The sequence below is a fragment of the Xylanibacter ruminicola Ga6B6 genome, assembly GCF_000687715.1.
Classification (GTDB): Bacteria; Bacteroidota; Bacteroidia; order Bacteroidales; family Bacteroidaceae; genus Prevotella; species Prevotella ruminicola_B.
The window spans coordinates 144,503-161,548 of the sequence record NZ_JHXD01000005.1; the positions used below are offsets into that span (position 1 = coordinate 144,503).

Consider the following 17,046-nt stretch of genomic DNA (forward strand, 5'->3'; position numbering starts at 1 on the left):
TATGATTAAAGGTATTGGTATAAAAGGTATAGTATGTTTTCTGTCGTGTTTGTGTGTGCTGGCGGCGTCGGCACAGCAAACCATGAACTTGAGTGGCCAGTGGCAGGTTAGGCTTGGCACCGGTATGGTGCAGCCTATCGCCCTGCCTGGCACGCTTGATGGGGCTGGCATTGGTACGCCTAATACGCTGCAGCCTGCGCTACAAAAGCCGCAGCTGTCGCGACTGACACGTAACCACTCGTACATCGGCACGGCTACTTACGAGCGCGATATCACCATCCCTCAGGAGATGGCTGGCAAACCTCTACAGCTGCTGCTGGAGCGCGTGATGTGGCGCAGCCGCGTGATGATAGATGGCGTGGACTTGGGACAGATGCAGGAGAGCTTGACCACGCCACACCTCTTTGATATGAAGGATGGTCTGGCTGCGGGCAAGCACACGCTGACATTGACGATCGCCAACAACAAACTACACGATATATCGGTTGATAATCTGGCTCATTCGTACACCAACGACACGCAGATTATGTGGAACGGTGTGTTGGGACGTATGGAGCTGAGCGTGGCGCCTGTCGTGAGCGATGTGCAGGTGTATCCTGATGTGGACAAACAGCAGGCGCGCATCAAATTGGCGTTGCTGGATGCTAAGAAGGAACCGCTGTTTATGCTGGATGGACAGGCGGTGAAACCTACCAAGGTGGCTACAGGCGAGTATGTACTGCCGATGGCCGATGCACAGCTGTGGAGCGAGTTTAATCCGCAGCTCTACACCCTGAGTGTGATGGCGGGCGGACAAACCAAAACCGTTAGCTTTGGTATGCGCAGCTTTAAAGCAGAGGGGAACCGACTGCTGATTAATGGGCATCCTACCTTTCTACGTGGCACATTAGAGTGCTGCATATTCCCACTAACAGGCACACCACCAACCGACGAGCGCGGCTGGATGAAGGTGTTTACCACCGCCCGTGAGTATGGCCTGAACCACTTGCGTTTCCACTCGTGGTGCCCGCCTGAGGCTGCCTTCCGCGTGGCGGATAAGATGGGATTCTACTGTCAGGTGGAGCTGCCTAACTGGTCGCTTACGGTCAATCAGGATTCGGCTACAGCCAAGTTCCTGTATCAGGAGTTCAACAACATCATCCGCAACTACGGCAATCACCCATCGCTGTGCATCATCAGCTGTGGTAACGAGCTGCAGCCCGACTTCGAGTTCCTGAACCAGCTGACGCATTACATGAAGCAGCAGGATCCACGACACCTGTACGTTACATCTACCTTTACCTTTGAGAAAGGGCACGGCGTGAAGCAGGAGCCCGAGGATGATATCTTTATCACCCAGTGGACGGACAACGGATGGGTGCGTGGTCAGGGTGTGTTTGATGAGCGTGTGCCCGATTTTAAGAGCGACTATCGCCAGGCTGCCAAGGATATCACCGTGCCGTTGGTAAGTCACGAGATAGGGCAGTACAGCGTGTATCCGAACGTCAAGGAGATTGATAAGTACACGGGCGTGCTCAATCCGCTGAACTTTAAGGCAATCCGCAACGACCTGCAGCAGAAGGGCTTGCTGCATCGTGCCGACGATTTCTTGAAGGCCTCGGGCAAGTTGGCTGCTATCCTTTATAAGGAGGAGATTGAGCGTGCCTTGAAAACGCCACAGCAGAGTGGTTTCCAACTGCTGGACCTGCATGATTTCCCCGGGCAGGGAACGGCTTTGGTAGGACTGCTGGATGCTTTCTGGGACAGCAAGGGTTTGGTAGAGCCACAGCGATTCCGCGAGGCTTGTGCGCCCGTAGTGCCTCTGGCTCAGTTTGATAAAGCTGTGTGGAAGGCCGACGAGACGTTTACGGCCAAGGTAGATATTGCCAACTACAGCTTTGAGAGTATGGCCGATAAAACCATCAGCTGGCAGCTGAACGACGAGGCTGGCGATACCTATGCCGAGGGGACTGGCAGCGAGATTGCCATAGCCTTAGACAAGATAGAAAAGGCTGAGCGCATGGAGTTGGTGGTAGCTATCAAAGATACGCCTTGGAAAAATCGCTGGAACATCTGGGTATATCCCGATATAAGTGAAAAACTAAAAGTGAATAGTGAAAAGTTGGTGGTTACAGCCGATGTGGATGAGGCCATGAAGGCCTTGAAGAAAGGCAAGAAGGTGCTGCTATCGCCAAAGACTGCGACCATCAAGGGATTGGAAGGTAAGTTCCTACCTGTATTCTGGAGCCCGGTTCACTTCCCCAAACAGGCTGGCACCATGGGCTTGCTGTGCAACCCGCAGCACCCGGCTTTGGCTAACTTCCCCACCGAGATGCACAGCAACTGGCAGTGGTGGAATCTGGTTAAGCGCAGTCGCGTGATGGTGCTCGACAGCATCGCACCCGTTCAGCCTATCGTTGAGAGTGTAGATAACTTTGTGAACAACCGCCGTTTGGCTCAGGTATTCGAGGCTAAGGTGGGCAAGGGCAGCTTGATATTCTCGAGCATCGACCTGCTGACTGATGCCCATCTGCCAGAGCTGCGCCAGATGCAGTACAGCTTGGTGCAGTACATGCTGAGCGATGCCTTTAAGCCTGCCATGCAGCTCTCAGAGGCTGATGTGCGTAGTTTGATTCTGGAGAAGGCTATCGATAGCAAGACGGATGCCAACTCGATCTACAACTGATTGCGGTAATCGGTAGGACTCATGCCCATGAGTTTGGAGAACAATCGCGAAAAATAGAGCGGATCTTCGATGCCTACTTTATAGCAAATCATATTGATCTTCATGTCTGTAGTGCGTAACAGCCTACAGGCATGTTCTATTTTCAGACGGTTGAAATAGGTGATAGGACTAACACCCGTTTTCTTTTTAAAGAGGGTGTTGAAGTGGCTTTGCGAGTAGCCCACGTAGCGCAGCACGTCGTCCATCATCATGCGGTTCTCGATATTCTCGCGCATGTAGTGTATGGCCTGATCAACAATGTCGGTAGGTGCCTCGGCCTTGGCGCGGCGGAACTGACCTAAATAACGCATAGATGCCAGGAAGTGGTGCAGCAGACTGCTGGCATAGCGCATATCCTCGAGCTCCTTGCCGGCATGCAGCGTGGTAAGTATCTCTTCGAAGATGTTCAGGCGCTCGCCTATGCGCGAGTTGATGGCTACGTTAATGCTCTGTGGTGTGGCGGCACCTTGGGCATACACATGGGCTGCCGTGCCTGCAAAGTGTACCCAGTAGATGGTCCAGCTGTATTGGGTGCCGTAAGCATGCGGTTTATGGGCAGGCAGAATAAAGTACTGGTTCTTGGTTACCTGGTGCTGCTGGCCATCCACCTGGTACCAGCCATCGCCCTCCACGCAGTATATCAGCACATACTGAGGGATAGCTTTCTCGCGTGTGCGATGATGGTGTTCGGCCTTGGGATAATAGCCGATATCGGTGATATACAAACTCTGGCAGAGCTCGTCGCGCTCTTCCATCTCTATCAGCACAGGTGGCAGCACCACCATCTGTTCGCCCTGGAAACCGTCTTTCTTCTTAATCATCGCCGCAAAAATACGCAAAAGCCGCGAATTATACAAATTTAATCGTAAAAAAGTCCATATTGCAGGATGTTATTGTCCATGTGTATATATTTTTAATGTTGTAACTTTGCATCCAAATAATAACAAATAATAATGAAACAGATTTTTGTGATAGCTGTGTTGGGACTCTGTGCTACGGTAAGGGCACAGCAGGTGTACCAGCTTACCGAGCCTGCGCAGCCAAAGGCGATACGTAGCAACCACCTGCGTATGGGTGGTGTAAACCCGCAGGGCGAGCGTATAGATGTAAACAGTTTTTATATGGAGATGGCAGGCCGTCCTGTTATCCCCGTGATGGGCGAGTTCCACTACAGCCGCTACCCGGCCGAGCAGTGGGAAGAGGAGATCCTGAAGATGAAGGCGGGTGGCGTGACCGTTATTCCTACCTATGTGTTCTGGAGCCTGCACGAGGAGGTTGAGGGGCAGTTCCGTTGGGATGGTCAGCGTAATCTGCGCCGATTTATCGAGCTTTGTAAAAAGCACGATATGGCTGTGATTGTGCGTATCGGTCCGTTCTGCCATGGCGAGATTCGAAGTGGCGGATTCCCCGACTGGCTGTTTGCCAAGCCCTTGGAGGTGCGCAGTAACGATCCCGAATACCTGAAAATTGTTAAGCGACTCTATACCGAGATTGGCAAGCAGTTGCAGGGCCTGTATTACAAGGATGGCGGACCGATTATCGGCTGTCAGGTGGAGAACGAGATGCAGCATTCGGCTGCCCCATGGGCCATTACCTATGCTGGCGAGCCCAAAGATAATACAGCAGCCAGCTACAATGCCGGCGAGGCCATGATAGGTGTGGGCAATCAGGCGCGTAAGGCCACAGGTGCCGAGATGGGTAACCTGCATATGCAACTGCTTAAAAAGATGGCCGTTGAGGCTGGTATCGATGTGCCTTTCTACACCGCCACAGGGTGGGGTAATGCGGCTGTTATCGAGGGCGAGGCCATCCCTGTTACAGCGGCCTATACATACCCGTTCTGGGCTAAACCTCATATGTCTAGATTCCTGATGTTTAAGGATTTAACAAAGGAGGCCGATTATGCGCCTACGCGTTATAACCCTGAAGATTACCCCTCGTTTTGTGCCGAGATGGGCGCTGGTATACAGATGATTTATGGCGCGCGTCCGATAGTAACGGCTCAGGCCGCCGAGGGCCTTATGGTGCGCACCTTAGGCAGCGGTAGCAACGGCATTGGCTATTACATGTATCATGGTGGCAGCACGCCCAAGCAGATTGGTGGCGTGGGCTCGTTCCAGGACGAGCCTATGGGTATGCCTAAGGTAAGCTATGATTTCCAGGCACCTATCGGCGAGTTCGGATTGGAAGGTAAGATGTATCGCAATCTGCGACTGCTGCACACCTTTCTGGCCGATTTCGGCCATCTGCTAGCCCCTATGGAACCCGTTCTGCCTGCCGATTGGCAGCAGATGACGCCCGACAACCGCGAGCATCTGCGCTATGCCGCCCGCATCAAGGATGGCAGTGGATTCCTGTTTATGGTCAACTTTCAGGATCACGACACCCTGCGCCACGACCAGTCGGGCATCGTAAAATTGAACTTAAAAAACGAAACAATATCTATCCCAGTTACACTCCCCAAGGACGAAAGCATGATTCTGCCATTCAACCTTGATATGGACGGCAAGTTGCTAAAGTATGCCACAGCCCAGCTGCTGACGAAGATTTCGGAAAGGCCACGGGTAGGCGACGGCACGTCGGGAATTAAGGGCACACCTCACTATTTCTTCTTTGCCCCCGAGGGTGTTAAGCCTGAGTTTGTGTTTGCTGGTGGACGTACCTTCCGCCCAGTAGCTGGCTTTAAGAGTACCTTTACTTATAAAGGTATCAAGGTTACCACGCTTACCCGTCAGCAGGCGCTGAATGCGCTCAAGGTTAACGGCCGTTTGCTGATAACCGATGCCACCGTGCTGCCTGCCGCTGATGGCGCCACGCTGTTAAGCCTTGGCAACCATCAGGTAAACTATGTGGTGTATCCTAGCAAGCAGGGCTTTAAGACTCAGACAGCCAGCGTAGCACCTGTTACGCCCCAGTTCGAGGTAAAGAAAGCCGGCCCCCGTCGCATGTCGGTAAGCGTTACACAGCAGGCCGCCTCACAGGTGCAGGAATATTTCCTCCGTATAAATTACGTGGGCGATGTAGCTATGGCCTTTATGAAGGGCCAGTTGGTGCAGGATGAGTTCTATCATGGCGAGCCCTGGACGATTGGTTTGAAGCGCTATGCCAACGATTTAAAGACCGACCCGCTGACGTTCTATTTCCGTCCGCTGCGAAAGAACGCCCCTTTCTTAGGCGATCTGCCCAAAAAGGCTGTTCCCGATTTTGCCAATGGTCCTGTTGTAGAAATTAAAAACGTAGAAGTTATTCCCGAATACAAGTTCAACATTAAATTATGAAGCATTTCAGGCCAAGCACTTCGTGGATTAGTCTGTGCTATAAACGTGTACGCTTGAGCTTTGGGCTGAGGGCAGATAGTTGATGCCCCACCAGCACATTTGTAGGAGGACGAACGAACCAATGAGCATCCAGAATGCCAGACGGTTGCGCTGTTGAGGCAGCCTTCGGTAGTGGATGTAGATGAGATAGGCTATCCAAGTGATGGCGGCCCAGGTTTCCTTGGGGTCCCACGACCAGTAGTGGCCCCAAGCCTCCTTGGCCCAAAGAGCACCAAACAGCATGCCAATGGTAAGGAAGGCAAAGCTTACATACACAAGATCGTCAACTTGTTTCCACCAGGCGATGACTACAGCTATGCCAAGCAGACAATAGGCAAAGATATACACAAACACGTGGGGCGCAAACCACGGACTCTGCAGGGCTGGTACCAGTGTCTTGGTGTTGTAACTATCGAAGAAGAAATAGGCAAAGAACGAGGCGCAGACGCCGAAGAAGAAGTACCACCCAAGCGCCTTGCGCGTAGCTGTTTTCAATCTGCGATATAATACTTCTAGCGTCATCAGCGCAGCTCCTGCCAACATCATATAAAAACCTGCATAAACCCAAGGCAGCCACGGGTCGCTCACCAGTTCCAGTATCGTTATCTGACTCTGGGCGCCCATCTGTGTGTCGTAGCCGTATTGATATATTTTCCAACCGTCTATCTCGTAGGGCTTATTTACCTCTACGATGGTTTCGATGTTTTTGCCCGATTGGGTGAGTATCTGTATTTCAGAGGCATAGCGTTTGGGGCTGCCGTTGTCGTACGTCTCCATGGTAAACTTCTTCAGTTCGATGGCTATCGGCATCTCCTTGATAGTTTGCTCTTGTGTAAGCACTCGCCATTCAGGTTCGCCAACGCCACAAATCATCTTTACGCGTTGCATATCAGCACAGCCAAGGGTGGCGGTGGTGAGAGCAAGGAACAAACCAAGATGATTTAGTATAAAGGGCACGTCGCGTTTCAACGAACCCTCACCTCTGAATATTTTGCGTAATCGGCGGTGGATAGTAAGTCCGAGGATAACGGTGATATACAGATAGATGAGTACAAAGGGCCAGAACGACAGCATGTTGTAAATCCACGTGCCGTTTACTTGTTGGCGCGTAACACCCATAATGATGGTGAGTGCTACGGCATATACCATAGTTGGGATGGCGGCTTGATACGTCGTCATCCATTTAAAGGCATACACCTTGTTGCGCAGGTACACCATGGCTGTTAACATCACAAAGAAGCCTGACAACACAAGGCCGTTTAAAGGCCACGCAAATGCATCCCAAACTACAGGGCCCACGCTCAGTTCAAGCATCAGACCTGCAACGATAAGGCCTCCTCCAATGAGGAAGCCTTCTTTCATAGTCCATGGTTTATTCCACATGTTTAAATCTCAATCAGTTTACCGTTCTTTTTAGCTTCCTGAATCCATTTAGGTTCAATCTCCTCAAGGAAGCGTTGCTTATTGGCGTTCAACTTCTGCATATCCAGTCCGATGGCTGCCTGAGCCTTAGCCTTGGTGCTATAGTCGGGCACAGGGATATCGCCCAGATATCCGTGCTTGGCAGCTACGCGGGCGATGAGCAAACGGGCCTGCTGGGCATAGTCGACAGAGTGGGAGAGCAGACGGGTAACTTCCTGAGGCGCATGGAAAGTAGCACCATGAGAGGCGATGGCATAGTCCCAACGCCACTGGCTCTTGCGCAACAAAGCCTGGATAGGAGCCATCTCAGCCTCTGTAGCTCCCTTGTCGATGATGAACTTAGCCTCGAAATGGGCACGGGCCAGTTCCTGCTCGGCACGGTTGCGCACCTCGTTACACTTCTCCTGACGGTCGTACACATTCTGGCGCAGAACCTCGGCATCCTGACGGTGACAAGTCTGGCAGGTGCGATCAATCTTAGCCAATGGCGACTGAATCTGGTGATCGCTGAACTTCACGCCACCTTCCTGCTTGTAAGGCATGTGGCAGTCGGCACACGATACGCCGCGCTGGGCGTGGATGCCGTGCTGCGACATCTCCCAACCAGGATGCTGAGCCTTCAGAATCTTGGTACCCGACAGTGGATGGATATAGTCGTAGAAACCAATAGAGTCGTAGTATTCCTCGGCAGCCTCGCAAGTCAAACCCTTGTCGTGTGGGAATACCAAATAGTTGGCCTTGCCAGGATTCTTCTCGTCGTTAGGCTTGATGAAGTAGTACTCCACGTGGCACTGGGCGCACACCAGCGAACGCATCTCCTGATGGGTAGCGTTCTTTACATTCAGACCGCGACGGGCAAAGGCCTCGTAAAGGGCAGGACGTGCAGGGCGCAAGTCCATGGTGCGTGCATCGTGACAGTCGCTGCAGCCAATGGTGTTCACCTCTTCGGCACCCAGTTCGCTCCACTTCTTGGCATAGAAGTTGGCGGGAGAGAACTGATCCTTACCATTACCCAGTTCGCGCATCATGCGTGGCACATCGGGACCCTTACAAGTCCAGCAGGTAGCAGGCTGCATATCTCCAGCGATTGAGTCACGTCCATCGGCAGTCTTCACCACAATGCCTGGATTACCTGTACGCAGAATTTTGCGCATATCCTCAAGGGCATGTTTGTGTCCGCGAGGGGTGTTGTAATGGCGCGAGAAGGCATAGCCAGCCCACAGCACTACCATCTCAGGACGCTGCTCGAGCACATCCACCTCCTGCGACGAGTTATACTTCGACTTAAAGGTGGTGTCCTCTGTCATCGCCCAAGTCTCGTACTCACGTGGGTAGTCGGCTTTGAACTTTTCGTTCTGTGCGACGATCTCATCCTCGAACACTGTACGTTTATTGTTAAACACACTGGCCACCTCTGCTCTGCGCTCCATCAGCGACGAAACAAGCAGTCCCAGGATAAAGACCACTGCCATCGATCCTCCGAAAAGAATCCAACCTTGCCATTGTTTCAAATGCTTAGCCATAATATTCTTTTTTTCAATTATCAATTTTCAATTATCAATTATCAATTATCAATTGCCTTAGTCCATCATCTTCTGTAGCCACTCAGGTACTGGAGAGGGTGGCAGCGGCGTTACGCCTTCGGCATTTGGGGTGGCCATCAGCGAGTTCATGCCGCCATGGGGCACGTTGCGATGGCAGTCCCAACACACCTTGCCGCCTGTGGCCAGCTGCTGCATATAGCCCAAGCGTCCTGTCTTAACAAACTCGGTGTTTAGTTGGGTGTGGCAACGAATGCAGTTATCCATTACCACCTGCCCAGTCAGGGTCTCGGCCTTGATAGCCTGATGCTCCATGTGACCCACGAAATAAGCCGTGTGCTTCAAGCCGTCTACCGCCTTGAAACCATAATAAAAAGCTAAGTTCTGATGAGGCACATGACAATCGTTGCACGTAGCACCGTTCTTCTGGTCGTCGATACGTCCGTGCGAGGAGTGGCTCCATGTGGCGTAGTAAGGGGTCATAATGTGGCAGTTAACGCAGGCCGACGGGTTATCGCCTATAAAATAGGTATGCGCCCTAAGCAGATACATAAACAATCCGCCGAGGCCGCATACGACGCCCGCTATAACCAGCAAACCCACCTTCTGTCGATAAGATAGCCAGTCCTTAAACGCAAAGAAATCTTTCAGTTTCATTCGTTATTGGTATTTGGGGTGCAATATACGAATAAAACTCTAAACTTCCAAATTTTTAGCCACTTTTTGGGCTAAAATGATGTTAATTCGCAAATTTTGCTATTCCATACGGCCGTATTTCATCTCTTCGCCCTGTTTGTCGTACTGTTTGCGCTTGCCAACTGGGGGCTCGGTCAGGGTGATGCGAACTACGGCTGTATGGTCAAGGCTGCGGGCGATGGCATCATCAAACGCGTCCATGTGGTGGGGGAGGAATCGCTCGCAGATGGCGCGCAATCCGGCTATTTTCTCTTCGCGATCGGTCACCAGCTCAGCCTTACCTACGGCAGTGGCCGATTTGAATTGCAGGGTAAAACTGCCGTCCTTCGGTCCTACAGTTGGCGCGCATTTGGTAACTGCCGACAGGAATACCGTCGGATGATGTGCTATGCAATCCAGCTTGTCGCCCTCCAAGGCACAGTGGAAATAAAACGTTTTCTCGTCGGTACGCGCCAGCGATAGGGGCAATCCGTAAGGAGTCCCGTTGGTGCGCGTCATGCTTACTGTTACGTATGGAGCCTTGTCCAGCACCTCCAGTGCAAAGGCGGCATCCATCTGTCTGCTTACTTTTCTCATTTTTCTTTTATTCTATTGTTGGCATTCCCTCTGCCGCGATGGCACGGGGGAATAGTATTTCGTCTTCCAGTTTAATATGTTCGCCAAGCCAAGCTGTAAAGGCTGTGAGCTTGTTGGTGAGCTGCTTGCCCGCCTCCGACGATGCGAATGGCTCCTGCTGCTGTTTCATGATGCCCATGATGCGATCGTAGCGGTCCAACTCGCCGCCGTGCTCTGTCATCATCACGCGGATGGGGTACTGAACCGAACCGCAATGAAAGGCCTGTACCTCGTATCCGCCATCAAGTGTTATCTGCAACTCGCAGATGTAGGGAAACAGAATGCTCTCTTCCTTCTGAAAGTGGTTCGAGAGGTCTTCTAAACTATCGCCCAGCAGCGTTGCTACGAGCTGCATATCCACAGCACCCTCCTGATTCTTCAGCATCTCAGCCTCATGGCGCATACTGTTCACACGCATCACACATCCCTCGTGGTAGTTGTCCATAATGTAATCTACCAGCTTGTCCATCGGCCACCCTTGGGCCTCGGTCATTGTTTGCTTAAAATCTTTCATCTTACGTTTTCAATTAATACTTTCGATGGCGCAAAAGTATACCTTGTATGATTATCGTGTGGTAACGTATGTTACATTTTGGGATTTTTAACGCCCTTTTTTTAGTTCTATGCCATCAATCGTGCGCTCTATCACTCCTTCGGCCTTCAGTTCCGACAGTATGCGAGATAGCGACGGACGGGCCACACCAAGCACACGGCTCAGCCAGCCAACGTTGTCGATGCGCTGATGCTGCTGCAGATAGTCCATTACCCTTTCCTTCAGCGATTGCACAGCAAAATCGTTCAGGCGCTCGCTCAGTCGTTGGCAGCGGTTGGAGATAATCTGTATAAAGTTCATCATCAGTGTGCTGTCGCGATGTAGCAGATCCATGAAATCGTGCCTATTGATATACAGTATGGTGCAGGGCGTTTGGGCTGTAACGTTTACTGGCATCACGTTTTTGGTGGCAAACACAAAGGCTGGTGCCAGCATCAGTGGCCCCTCAAACTGCTCTACCACCACCTCCTTGTCGTCGCCGCTCATAGTGCTGTAGGCTGCTCCTTCGACTAATAGCAACACCTCGTCACACTTGTCGCCTCTGTAGGCTATCATCTCTCCGGCATCTCTCCGGCGAATGCGGTGGTGGGCTGTACTCAAAAAGTCGTCAAGCACCATCCTGTCGCACCTCTCAAACATGGGTGCCTGCATCAGTTTATCTACCATATCTGTCATTTTGCGACAAAAATACGAAAAAAATCCCAAAGCATGTAGGTTCTGCCTTGGGATTTTATGTTTTATTGAGAATCTGTAATTACCGAACCGGATGTTATTGTTTAACAAATCGCTCGATATCTTCTTCGACTGTTGTGATGGTTCCGAGACCAAATGTTTCTACAAGAACCTTGAGTACACCTTCAGAAACGAAAGCGGGCAGGGTAGGACCGATGTGGATATTCTTTACGCCGAGCGAGAGGAGCGCCAGCAGCACGATAACAGCCTTCTGCTCGTACCATGAAATATTGAAGAAGATGGGCAGATCGTTGATATCGTTGAGTTCGAAGATTTCCTTCAGTTTCAGCGCGACTACAGCCCACGAGTAAGAGTCGTTGCACTGGCCGGCATCCAATACACGTGGAATACCGCCGATATCGCCCAGATTAAGCTTGTTGTACTTATACTTGGCGCAGCCGCTGGTAAGGATAACGGTGTCCTTTGGCAGAGCCTTGGCAAACTCCTCATAGTAGCTGCGCGACTTCATACGCCCGTCGCAACCGGCCATAACTACAAACTTGCGGATGGCTCCCGATTTAATGGCATCAACCACCTTATCGGCCAAGGCGAATACCTGAGCATGGGCAAATCCGCCTACGATGCTACCCGTCTCAATCTCCTGTGGTGCCTCGCACTTTTTGGCCAGGGCGATAACCTCCGAGAAGTCTTTCTTGCCATCGGCTCCTTCTGCGATGTGCTTCCAACCTGGGTAACCGGTTGAGTTAGTGGTAAACACACGGTCCTTGTAGTTAGCTGTTGGAGCAGGAGGCACAATACAGTTGGTGGTGAATACTATCGGACCATTAAAGGCGGCAAACTCCTCCTTCTGTTTCCACCAGGCATTACCATAGTTACCCACCAGGTGCTTGTACTTCTTCAGCTCGGGATAGTAGTGAGCTGGCAGCATCTCGCTGTGTGTATAAACGTCGATACCTGTACCCTCAGTCTGTTCCAGCAACTGTTTGATATCCGACAAGTCATGACCCGAAATCAGAATACCAGGATTCTTACCTACTCCGATGTTCACGCTGGTAACCTCGGGATTGCCAAAGGCTTCGGTGTTGGCGGCATCAAGCAGCGCCATTACGTTTACACCATATTTACCTGTCTTCATTACATTATCTAACAACTCGCCCATCTCGGCATTGGGATTAGTAATGATGCTAAGTGCCTCGCACATAAAGTCAACAATCTCTTGGTCTTTCTTTCCCAGTCGTGCTGCGTGCTCATAGTAGGCAGCCATACCTTTCAATCCCAGTGTGGTAAGCTCCTTCAGCGATCGCAGGTCGACATTAGCGTTGCGCAGGATTGATTGGCGGTTAGCCTCGGCAGCGTAGTCGGCCTTGTCGCCTGCCCATTTTGTCTCGGCATAATCAGGGAGTGTAAGTCCCTTATCGTGGGCTATATCCATAAGTACCTTCTTGATAGCCACACCGTTGGCTACCTTCTTCAGGATAGCCTCGTCGTCGAAATTGGCATTGGTGATGGTGCTGAATAAGGCATCAACAATAAAGTTGGTAACTTGTTCATCGCAACTCTTGCCAGCCTTTGTAAGCTCGTGCTGGATTGTCCCTACGCCGCGTACCACGCTCAGCAGCAAGTCCTGCCAGCGTGCAGTTTCTGGTTTCTTACCACACACACCCATTAGGATGCAACCTGTACCTTTTGCCGTTTCCTGGCATTGGTAACAAAACATTTTGTTTTCGCTCATAATCATGTATACTTTTGCGTTATTAATTAATATCAATGCCGCAAAAGTATACCTATTCTAACTATCGCGTGGTAACGTATGTTACATTTTGGGTATTTTAACGCGATTTGAGTTTAAAGCATATAGAATTTAGCGCCGATGGACAGGCCAAGGATATCCTTTAGCGGGATACTGGTTTGGAACATCGAGCGTACGTATAGGTCGCAGGTGCCAACCTCGTAAAACAGCGTTACGCGGTTATGATGTTGGCGCTTGCTTTGGGGAATCACATACGTCAGGCGCTGACCGATGGCTGCGTTCAGTCGGAATTTGGTCGACATGAAATCGTAGTATTTATCAGGATAACGCCCAGGCTGGCTCCTCCAGAATTCATGACCGTACACCGTGTTGATATACAAACTGGCTGATAGTGGCTCAAAGTTCCAACGGCCTTTTTTGTTCCAATCGCCATTGGGGTTCAGACAGATATTCCACGGCATGTAGTTGGCTTTTATCGTCGATGTAAGCTTGCCGCGGTTCGAGTCGTGCATGGGTATATAGCCAAACATCAGGTCGCATTCCCACTGGTGGCGCTTGCCGTAGCTCCAGCCAATACCTGCCGACACGATGCCCATATTGCCCGCATTCTGTATCACCATGTGTGTGGGTATCAGCGATGCCCATTTGCTGGTCATGCGTTGCACGTGCTTCTCGTAAGCACTCAGTTCGGGTGCGGGAGCCGTTTCTGTGCTGGGGCTCTCGTTATCGTTTGCCAATGCAGGCAGCGCGCATAGCTGCAGAGCGATACTAATAAGTAATATGTTCCATTTCATAGCCGTCGGGTGTTATAGTGAATATGCGGTATTTGCGGTGCTGGGCGCAGTCGATTGAGTAGAATAGCAATCCATCGTTATAGATATCCTCTACCACATCGTCGTGGTTATGCCCGTAAACACAAAACATCAAACCTGGGAAATAATCCAGGTAGCGGCGAAAAGCCTTGCACACGTTGTTATTAAACTGATCGCTGTAAGGCGGTGCGTGCATCACCAGGATGGTGCGGTCGAACTGGGCCGAATCCTTCACCATCTCCTCCTCCATAAAGTCGAAGTTGGGTACCGCTGCCAGATAGTCGTACTCGGTAGCGTTGGTGTTCAGGCATACAAATTTTACACGACCGGCGATAAACGAAAAGTCCTTATCGCCATACATCACGCCGTACGATTGGTCGCCTGTGCCCAGATAGTCGTGATTGCCTATCAGGGCCACAAACGGTGCTTTCAATCCCTGCAGGATGTCTCTGCTCCACTCATACTCCTTGGCCGTGGCCGTATCCGTCAGGTCGCCACAGTGTACCACAAAATCCACGTTGCGCTTGTTTACATCTGCCACCTGGTCGCGCGCATCAGATAGCCACAGGTGCGTATCGCTGATAAATGCCACGCGCAAGGTGTCGCTGTTTTTAAAATGGCTCTCAATAACAGCCATCTGCTTTTTATTGATGCCTGTTTCGCCGCTAAACTTCACGTCGTACGGATGGATGTCGAACAACCCATCGCACGCTGATAGCATGCACGTAGTTAGTATTAAAACATATTTTTTCATTATCCTGATATTAATTTTTTCGGCTGCAAATTTAGGTAGAAAAATCGATATGTCGATGTTCCAAAAATCCTGAATTCTGTTCAAAAATGAATGATTTAACATTTGTGTTGGCAAAAAATCTCAGACATACAATCATGTCTGAGACTTTCATTCGCATTATTTCTATGCTATATATAAATAATTGTGTTGGTATTAATGTTTCATGCTCATTATCTTCGTGGGGCAGGCCAGGGTGCACTTGCCGCATTTGATGCAGTCGGCATCCAGATAGCCCGATTCCTGACCGCGCGAGTCGTAGGGCGTCAGCTGCATGGGGCATACGCGGGCACAGCTCTTGCACTTCATCTGGCAGGCGCTCGATACGTGTACATTAGTAAATGCCTTGGGCAGCGGTGCATGCTTGGGCGACACCCAGTTCGAGATGGTTCCCATGGGGCAGAATGTACACCAGGTGCGTGGGGCATAGATGAATGCCAGCGCCACACCCACGATGGTGGTTACCACGATAATGGTCCAGAACACCTTGCCGATACCAGCCCACATGGCCAGTCCGCCCTCGCTCCAGGGCACAAAGCTCAGCTGTATGCCAAACATGGTGAAGATAAAGAACACCATAAACAGGCGGAACCCGAAGGTGCGCACAAACTTAGGTATCTCGCGGTGAGGCGAGTATTTCGACAGCAGGCGGCTGTACAGATTGCCTCGCGGACAAACATTGCCGCACCACCATCGTCCTTTCCAGATGCTGAACAGCACGGGGCCAACCATACAGATGATTGCTGCCAGTCCGATTACAGGGAAAAACCATCCCAGCAGGATATAAGCGATGATAATCCAGTACAGTGGCTTTCCTGGCGTTTTAAAGTGTCGATGAAATTGTTTTGCCATACTTTTTACCTTAATAAATAGTTACCTTTTTACCATTTTTATCATTTCACGGTGCAAAATTACGCATATTTTGATAGATATACGAATTATTTTATCTATCTTTGCATCGATGTAATCTATTATAAATATCTGGAACGTATGACATTACAGCAGTTAAAGTACATTGTAGCCATCGATCGCTACCGTAGTTTTGCCAAGGCAGCCGACGCCTTAGGCATCTCGCAACCCACCCTGAGTGCCATGTTGGTAAAGTTGGAAGACGAACTCGACGTGCGCATTTTTGAGCGTAGCAACAAGAGCGTTACGCCCACCATTGCTGGCGAGAAGGTAATCCGTCAGGCCGAGCGTGCCATCGCCGAGGCCGAGCGCATCAACGAGCTGGTGAGCGAGGACAAGGGCGATGTGGCAGGCGATCTGCGCCTGTGTGTTGCGTCCAGCATCTCGCCCTATATCCTGCCCAAGTTTATCCGTTATTATACCGAGGATTATCCGCAGGTGCGGCTTACTATTAACGAGCTTAAGGGCGATGCCATGCTGGCCGAACTGCTGCAGGGGCATATCGATGGTGCTATCGCCACTGGCGGCCACGCCCACCAGGGCATACTCGAGATACCGCTTTATACCGAGCGTTTTATGGTGTATCTCTCGGCCGACTGCTGGCGCAAGCTGCCCGTGTTCCACCCCGAGAATCTGGAGCACGAGAGGATGTGGATTATGCGCGATGCCCAGTGCCTGCGCGAAAGTGCCTTCAGCTTCTGCAAGGCACGCACCAAGGGCCGCAGGGTGTACGAGGCCGGTAGTATCGATACCTTGATACGTATCGTTGACGAGAATGGTGGTTTTACCATCATCCCCGAGATGCACCTGCCGTTCCTGAGCGATGCGCAGCGCGAGAATGTGCGCCGTATCGAGGGCGATTACCTGTCGCAGCGCCGTGTGTCGCTCTACATTCGCGAGGACTACATCCGCCAGGCCATGCTCAATACCATCACAAAAACGCTTCTCCGATTCATGCCCGAGGGAATGATGGATGAACGGATAGTTAAGTTTGGTATCAAGCTGTGATAACACCCTAGCAATCCTCAGGCTTCGTTTTGAAACCTGAGGGTTTAAATTTCTACAGGGCACCCATACAGCTGGTAGCGCCCAGTGCCGTTACAATCGCTGTTGCGATGCTCGCAATCATCTGAATGATAAACTTAATCGTCTCTTTCTTTGTCATAGCTTTAATGGATTAAATTGTTAATGTTTCATGTGAAGGGTGGGGCCGAAGCCCCAACCCGCTAGTTCATGTCGCTGCC

Annotated in this window: 14 protein-coding genes and 2 pseudogenes; 3 read left to right on the plus strand and 13 right to left on the minus strand. The window is 51.0% G+C overall.

The window, feature by feature from the left end:
* Position 1 precedes the first annotated feature (1 nt).
* Positions 2-2,665 carry a glycoside hydrolase family 2 TIM barrel-domain containing protein gene (locus tag T500_RS0105250; RefSeq protein WP_155267442.1) on the plus strand — a complete coding sequence of 888 codons (2,664 nt, stop codon included), beginning with the start codon at positions 2-4 and terminating at the stop codon, positions 2,663-2,665.
* Here the strand turns inward: T500_RS0105250 and T500_RS0105255 are convergent.
* The gene (locus tag T500_RS0105255) at positions 2,656-3,525 is read right to left on the minus strand and encodes an AraC family transcriptional regulator (RefSeq protein WP_028907245.1); all 870 of its coding nucleotides are present in this window, start codon (positions 3,523-3,525) and stop codon (positions 2,656-2,658) included. The two genes, T500_RS0105250 and T500_RS0105255, sit on opposite strands and share 10 nt — an antisense overlap.
* A gap of 132 nt (positions 3,526-3,657) precedes the next feature.
* On the opposite strand from T500_RS0105255, the gene T500_RS0105260 reads away from it, so the two are divergent.
* Positions 3,658-5,982: a beta-galactosidase gene (locus tag T500_RS0105260; RefSeq protein WP_155267443.1), complete on the plus strand. Its 2,325-nt coding sequence runs from the start codon at positions 3,658-3,660 to the stop codon at positions 5,980-5,982.
* A 27-nt stretch (positions 5,983-6,009) separates the two neighbouring features.
* Here T500_RS0105260 and T500_RS17280 read toward each other — a convergent pair.
* From T500_RS17280 to T500_RS0105315, 11 genes and pseudogenes are all read right to left on the minus strand, one after another.
* Positions 6,010-6,516: pseudogene (locus T500_RS17280) on the minus strand (cytochrome c biogenesis protein); the annotation flags it as partial.
* A gap of 141 nt (positions 6,517-6,657) precedes the next feature.
* Positions 6,658-7,404: pseudogene (locus tag T500_RS17435) on the minus strand (cytochrome c biogenesis protein ResB); the annotation flags it as partial.
* A gap of 2 nt (positions 7,405-7,406) precedes the next feature.
* Positions 7,407-8,966: an ammonia-forming cytochrome c nitrite reductase gene (nrfA, locus tag T500_RS0105275; protein ID WP_028907247.1), complete on the minus strand. Its 1,560-nt coding sequence runs from the start codon at positions 8,964-8,966 to the stop codon at positions 7,407-7,409.
* Positions 8,967-9,023: 57 nt separating this feature from the next.
* Positions 9,024-9,641, minus strand: coding sequence for a NapC/NirT family cytochrome c (locus tag T500_RS0105280; RefSeq protein ID WP_028907248.1), 618 nt, complete (start codon positions 9,639-9,641; stop codon positions 9,024-9,026).
* Between the two features lie 99 nt (positions 9,642-9,740).
* Positions 9,741-10,256, minus strand: a complete 516-nt coding sequence (locus T500_RS0105285) for a pyridoxamine 5'-phosphate oxidase family protein (protein ID WP_028907249.1) — start codon at positions 10,254-10,256, stop codon at positions 9,741-9,743.
* Between the two features lie 7 nt (positions 10,257-10,263).
* On the minus strand, positions 10,264-10,809 hold the full coding sequence (locus T500_RS15240) for a hemerythrin domain-containing protein (protein WP_051611888.1): 546 nt from the start codon (positions 10,807-10,809) through the stop codon (positions 10,264-10,266).
* An 87-nt stretch (positions 10,810-10,896) separates the two neighbouring features.
* Entirely contained in the window at positions 10,897-11,514 is a 618-nt protein-coding gene (locus tag T500_RS15245) for a Crp/Fnr family transcriptional regulator (protein WP_196243472.1), read from the minus strand.
* A gap of 103 nt (positions 11,515-11,617) precedes the next feature.
* Positions 11,618-13,273, minus strand: coding sequence for a hydroxylamine reductase (gene hcp, locus T500_RS0105300; protein ID WP_028907250.1), 1,656 nt, complete (start codon positions 13,271-13,273; stop codon positions 11,618-11,620).
* A 113-nt stretch (positions 13,274-13,386) separates the two neighbouring features.
* Entirely contained in the window at positions 13,387-14,085 is a 699-nt protein-coding gene (locus tag T500_RS0105305) for a hypothetical protein (protein ID WP_028907251.1), read from the minus strand.
* Complete coding sequence (locus T500_RS0105310) at positions 14,060-14,857, minus strand: metallophosphoesterase family protein (RefSeq protein WP_230580857.1); 798 nt, start codon at positions 14,855-14,857, stop codon at positions 14,060-14,062. Before T500_RS0105310 ends, T500_RS0105305 begins: the two co-directional genes overlap by 26 nt.
* A 192-nt stretch (positions 14,858-15,049) precedes the next feature.
* Positions 15,050-15,745, minus strand: a complete 696-nt coding sequence (locus T500_RS0105315) for a 4Fe-4S binding protein (RefSeq protein WP_051611891.1) — start codon at positions 15,743-15,745, stop codon at positions 15,050-15,052.
* A gap of 138 nt (positions 15,746-15,883) precedes the next feature.
* On the opposite strand from T500_RS0105315, the gene T500_RS0105320 reads away from it, so the two are divergent.
* Entirely contained in the window at positions 15,884-16,810 is a 927-nt protein-coding gene (locus T500_RS0105320; RefSeq protein ID WP_028907254.1) for a LysR family transcriptional regulator, read from the plus strand.
* Between the two features lie 52 nt (positions 16,811-16,862).
* Here the strand turns inward: T500_RS0105320 and T500_RS16875 are convergent, their stop codons facing one another.
* Positions 16,863-16,967, minus strand: coding sequence for a smalltalk protein (locus tag T500_RS16875; RefSeq protein ID WP_155267444.1), 105 nt, complete (start codon positions 16,965-16,967; stop codon positions 16,863-16,865).
* Positions 16,968-17,046 lie beyond the last annotated feature (79 nt).

Coding starts and splice junctions, on each gene's coding strand:
- T500_RS0105250 (WP_155267442.1), top strand. CDS start 2: ATGATTAAAGGTATTGGTATAAAAGGTATAGTATGTTTTCTGTCGTGT.
- T500_RS0105255 (WP_028907245.1), bottom strand. CDS start 3,525: ATGATTAAGAAGAAAGACGGTTTCCAGGGCGAACAGATGGTGGTGCTG.
- T500_RS0105260 (WP_155267443.1), top strand. CDS start 3,658: ATGAAACAGATTTTTGTGATAGCTGTGTTGGGACTCTGTGCTACGGTA.
- nrfA (WP_028907247.1), bottom strand. CDS start 8,966: ATGGCTAAGCATTTGAAACAATGGCAAGGTTGGATTCTTTTCGGAGGA.
- T500_RS0105280 (WP_028907248.1), bottom strand. CDS start 9,641: ATGAAACTGAAAGATTTCTTTGCGTTTAAGGACTGGCTATCTTATCGA.
- T500_RS0105285 (WP_028907249.1), bottom strand. CDS start 10,256: ATGAGAAAAGTAAGCAGACAGATGGATGCCGCCTTTGCACTGGAGGTG.
- T500_RS15240 (WP_051611888.1), bottom strand. CDS start 10,809: ATGAAAGATTTTAAGCAAACAATGACCGAGGCCCAAGGGTGGCCGATG.
- T500_RS15245 (WP_196243472.1), bottom strand. CDS start 11,514: ATGGTAGATAAACTGATGCAGGCACCCATGTTTGAGAGGTGCGACAGG.
- hcp (WP_028907250.1), bottom strand. CDS start 13,273: ATGAGCGAAAACAAAATGTTTTGTTACCAATGCCAGGAAACGGCAAAA.
- T500_RS0105305 (WP_028907251.1), bottom strand. CDS start 14,085: ATGAAATGGAACATATTACTTATTAGTATCGCTCTGCAGCTATGCGCG.
- T500_RS0105310 (WP_230580857.1), bottom strand. CDS start 14,857: ATGAAAAAATATGTTTTAATACTAACTACGTGCATGCTATCAGCGTGC.
- T500_RS0105315 (WP_051611891.1), bottom strand. CDS start 15,745: ATGGCAAAACAATTTCATCGACACTTTAAAACGCCAGGAAAGCCACTG.
- T500_RS0105320 (WP_028907254.1), top strand. CDS start 15,884: ATGACATTACAGCAGTTAAAGTACATTGTAGCCATCGATCGCTACCGT.
- T500_RS16875 (WP_155267444.1), bottom strand. CDS start 16,967: ATGACAAAGAAAGAGACGATTAAGTTTATCATTCAGATGATTGCGAGC.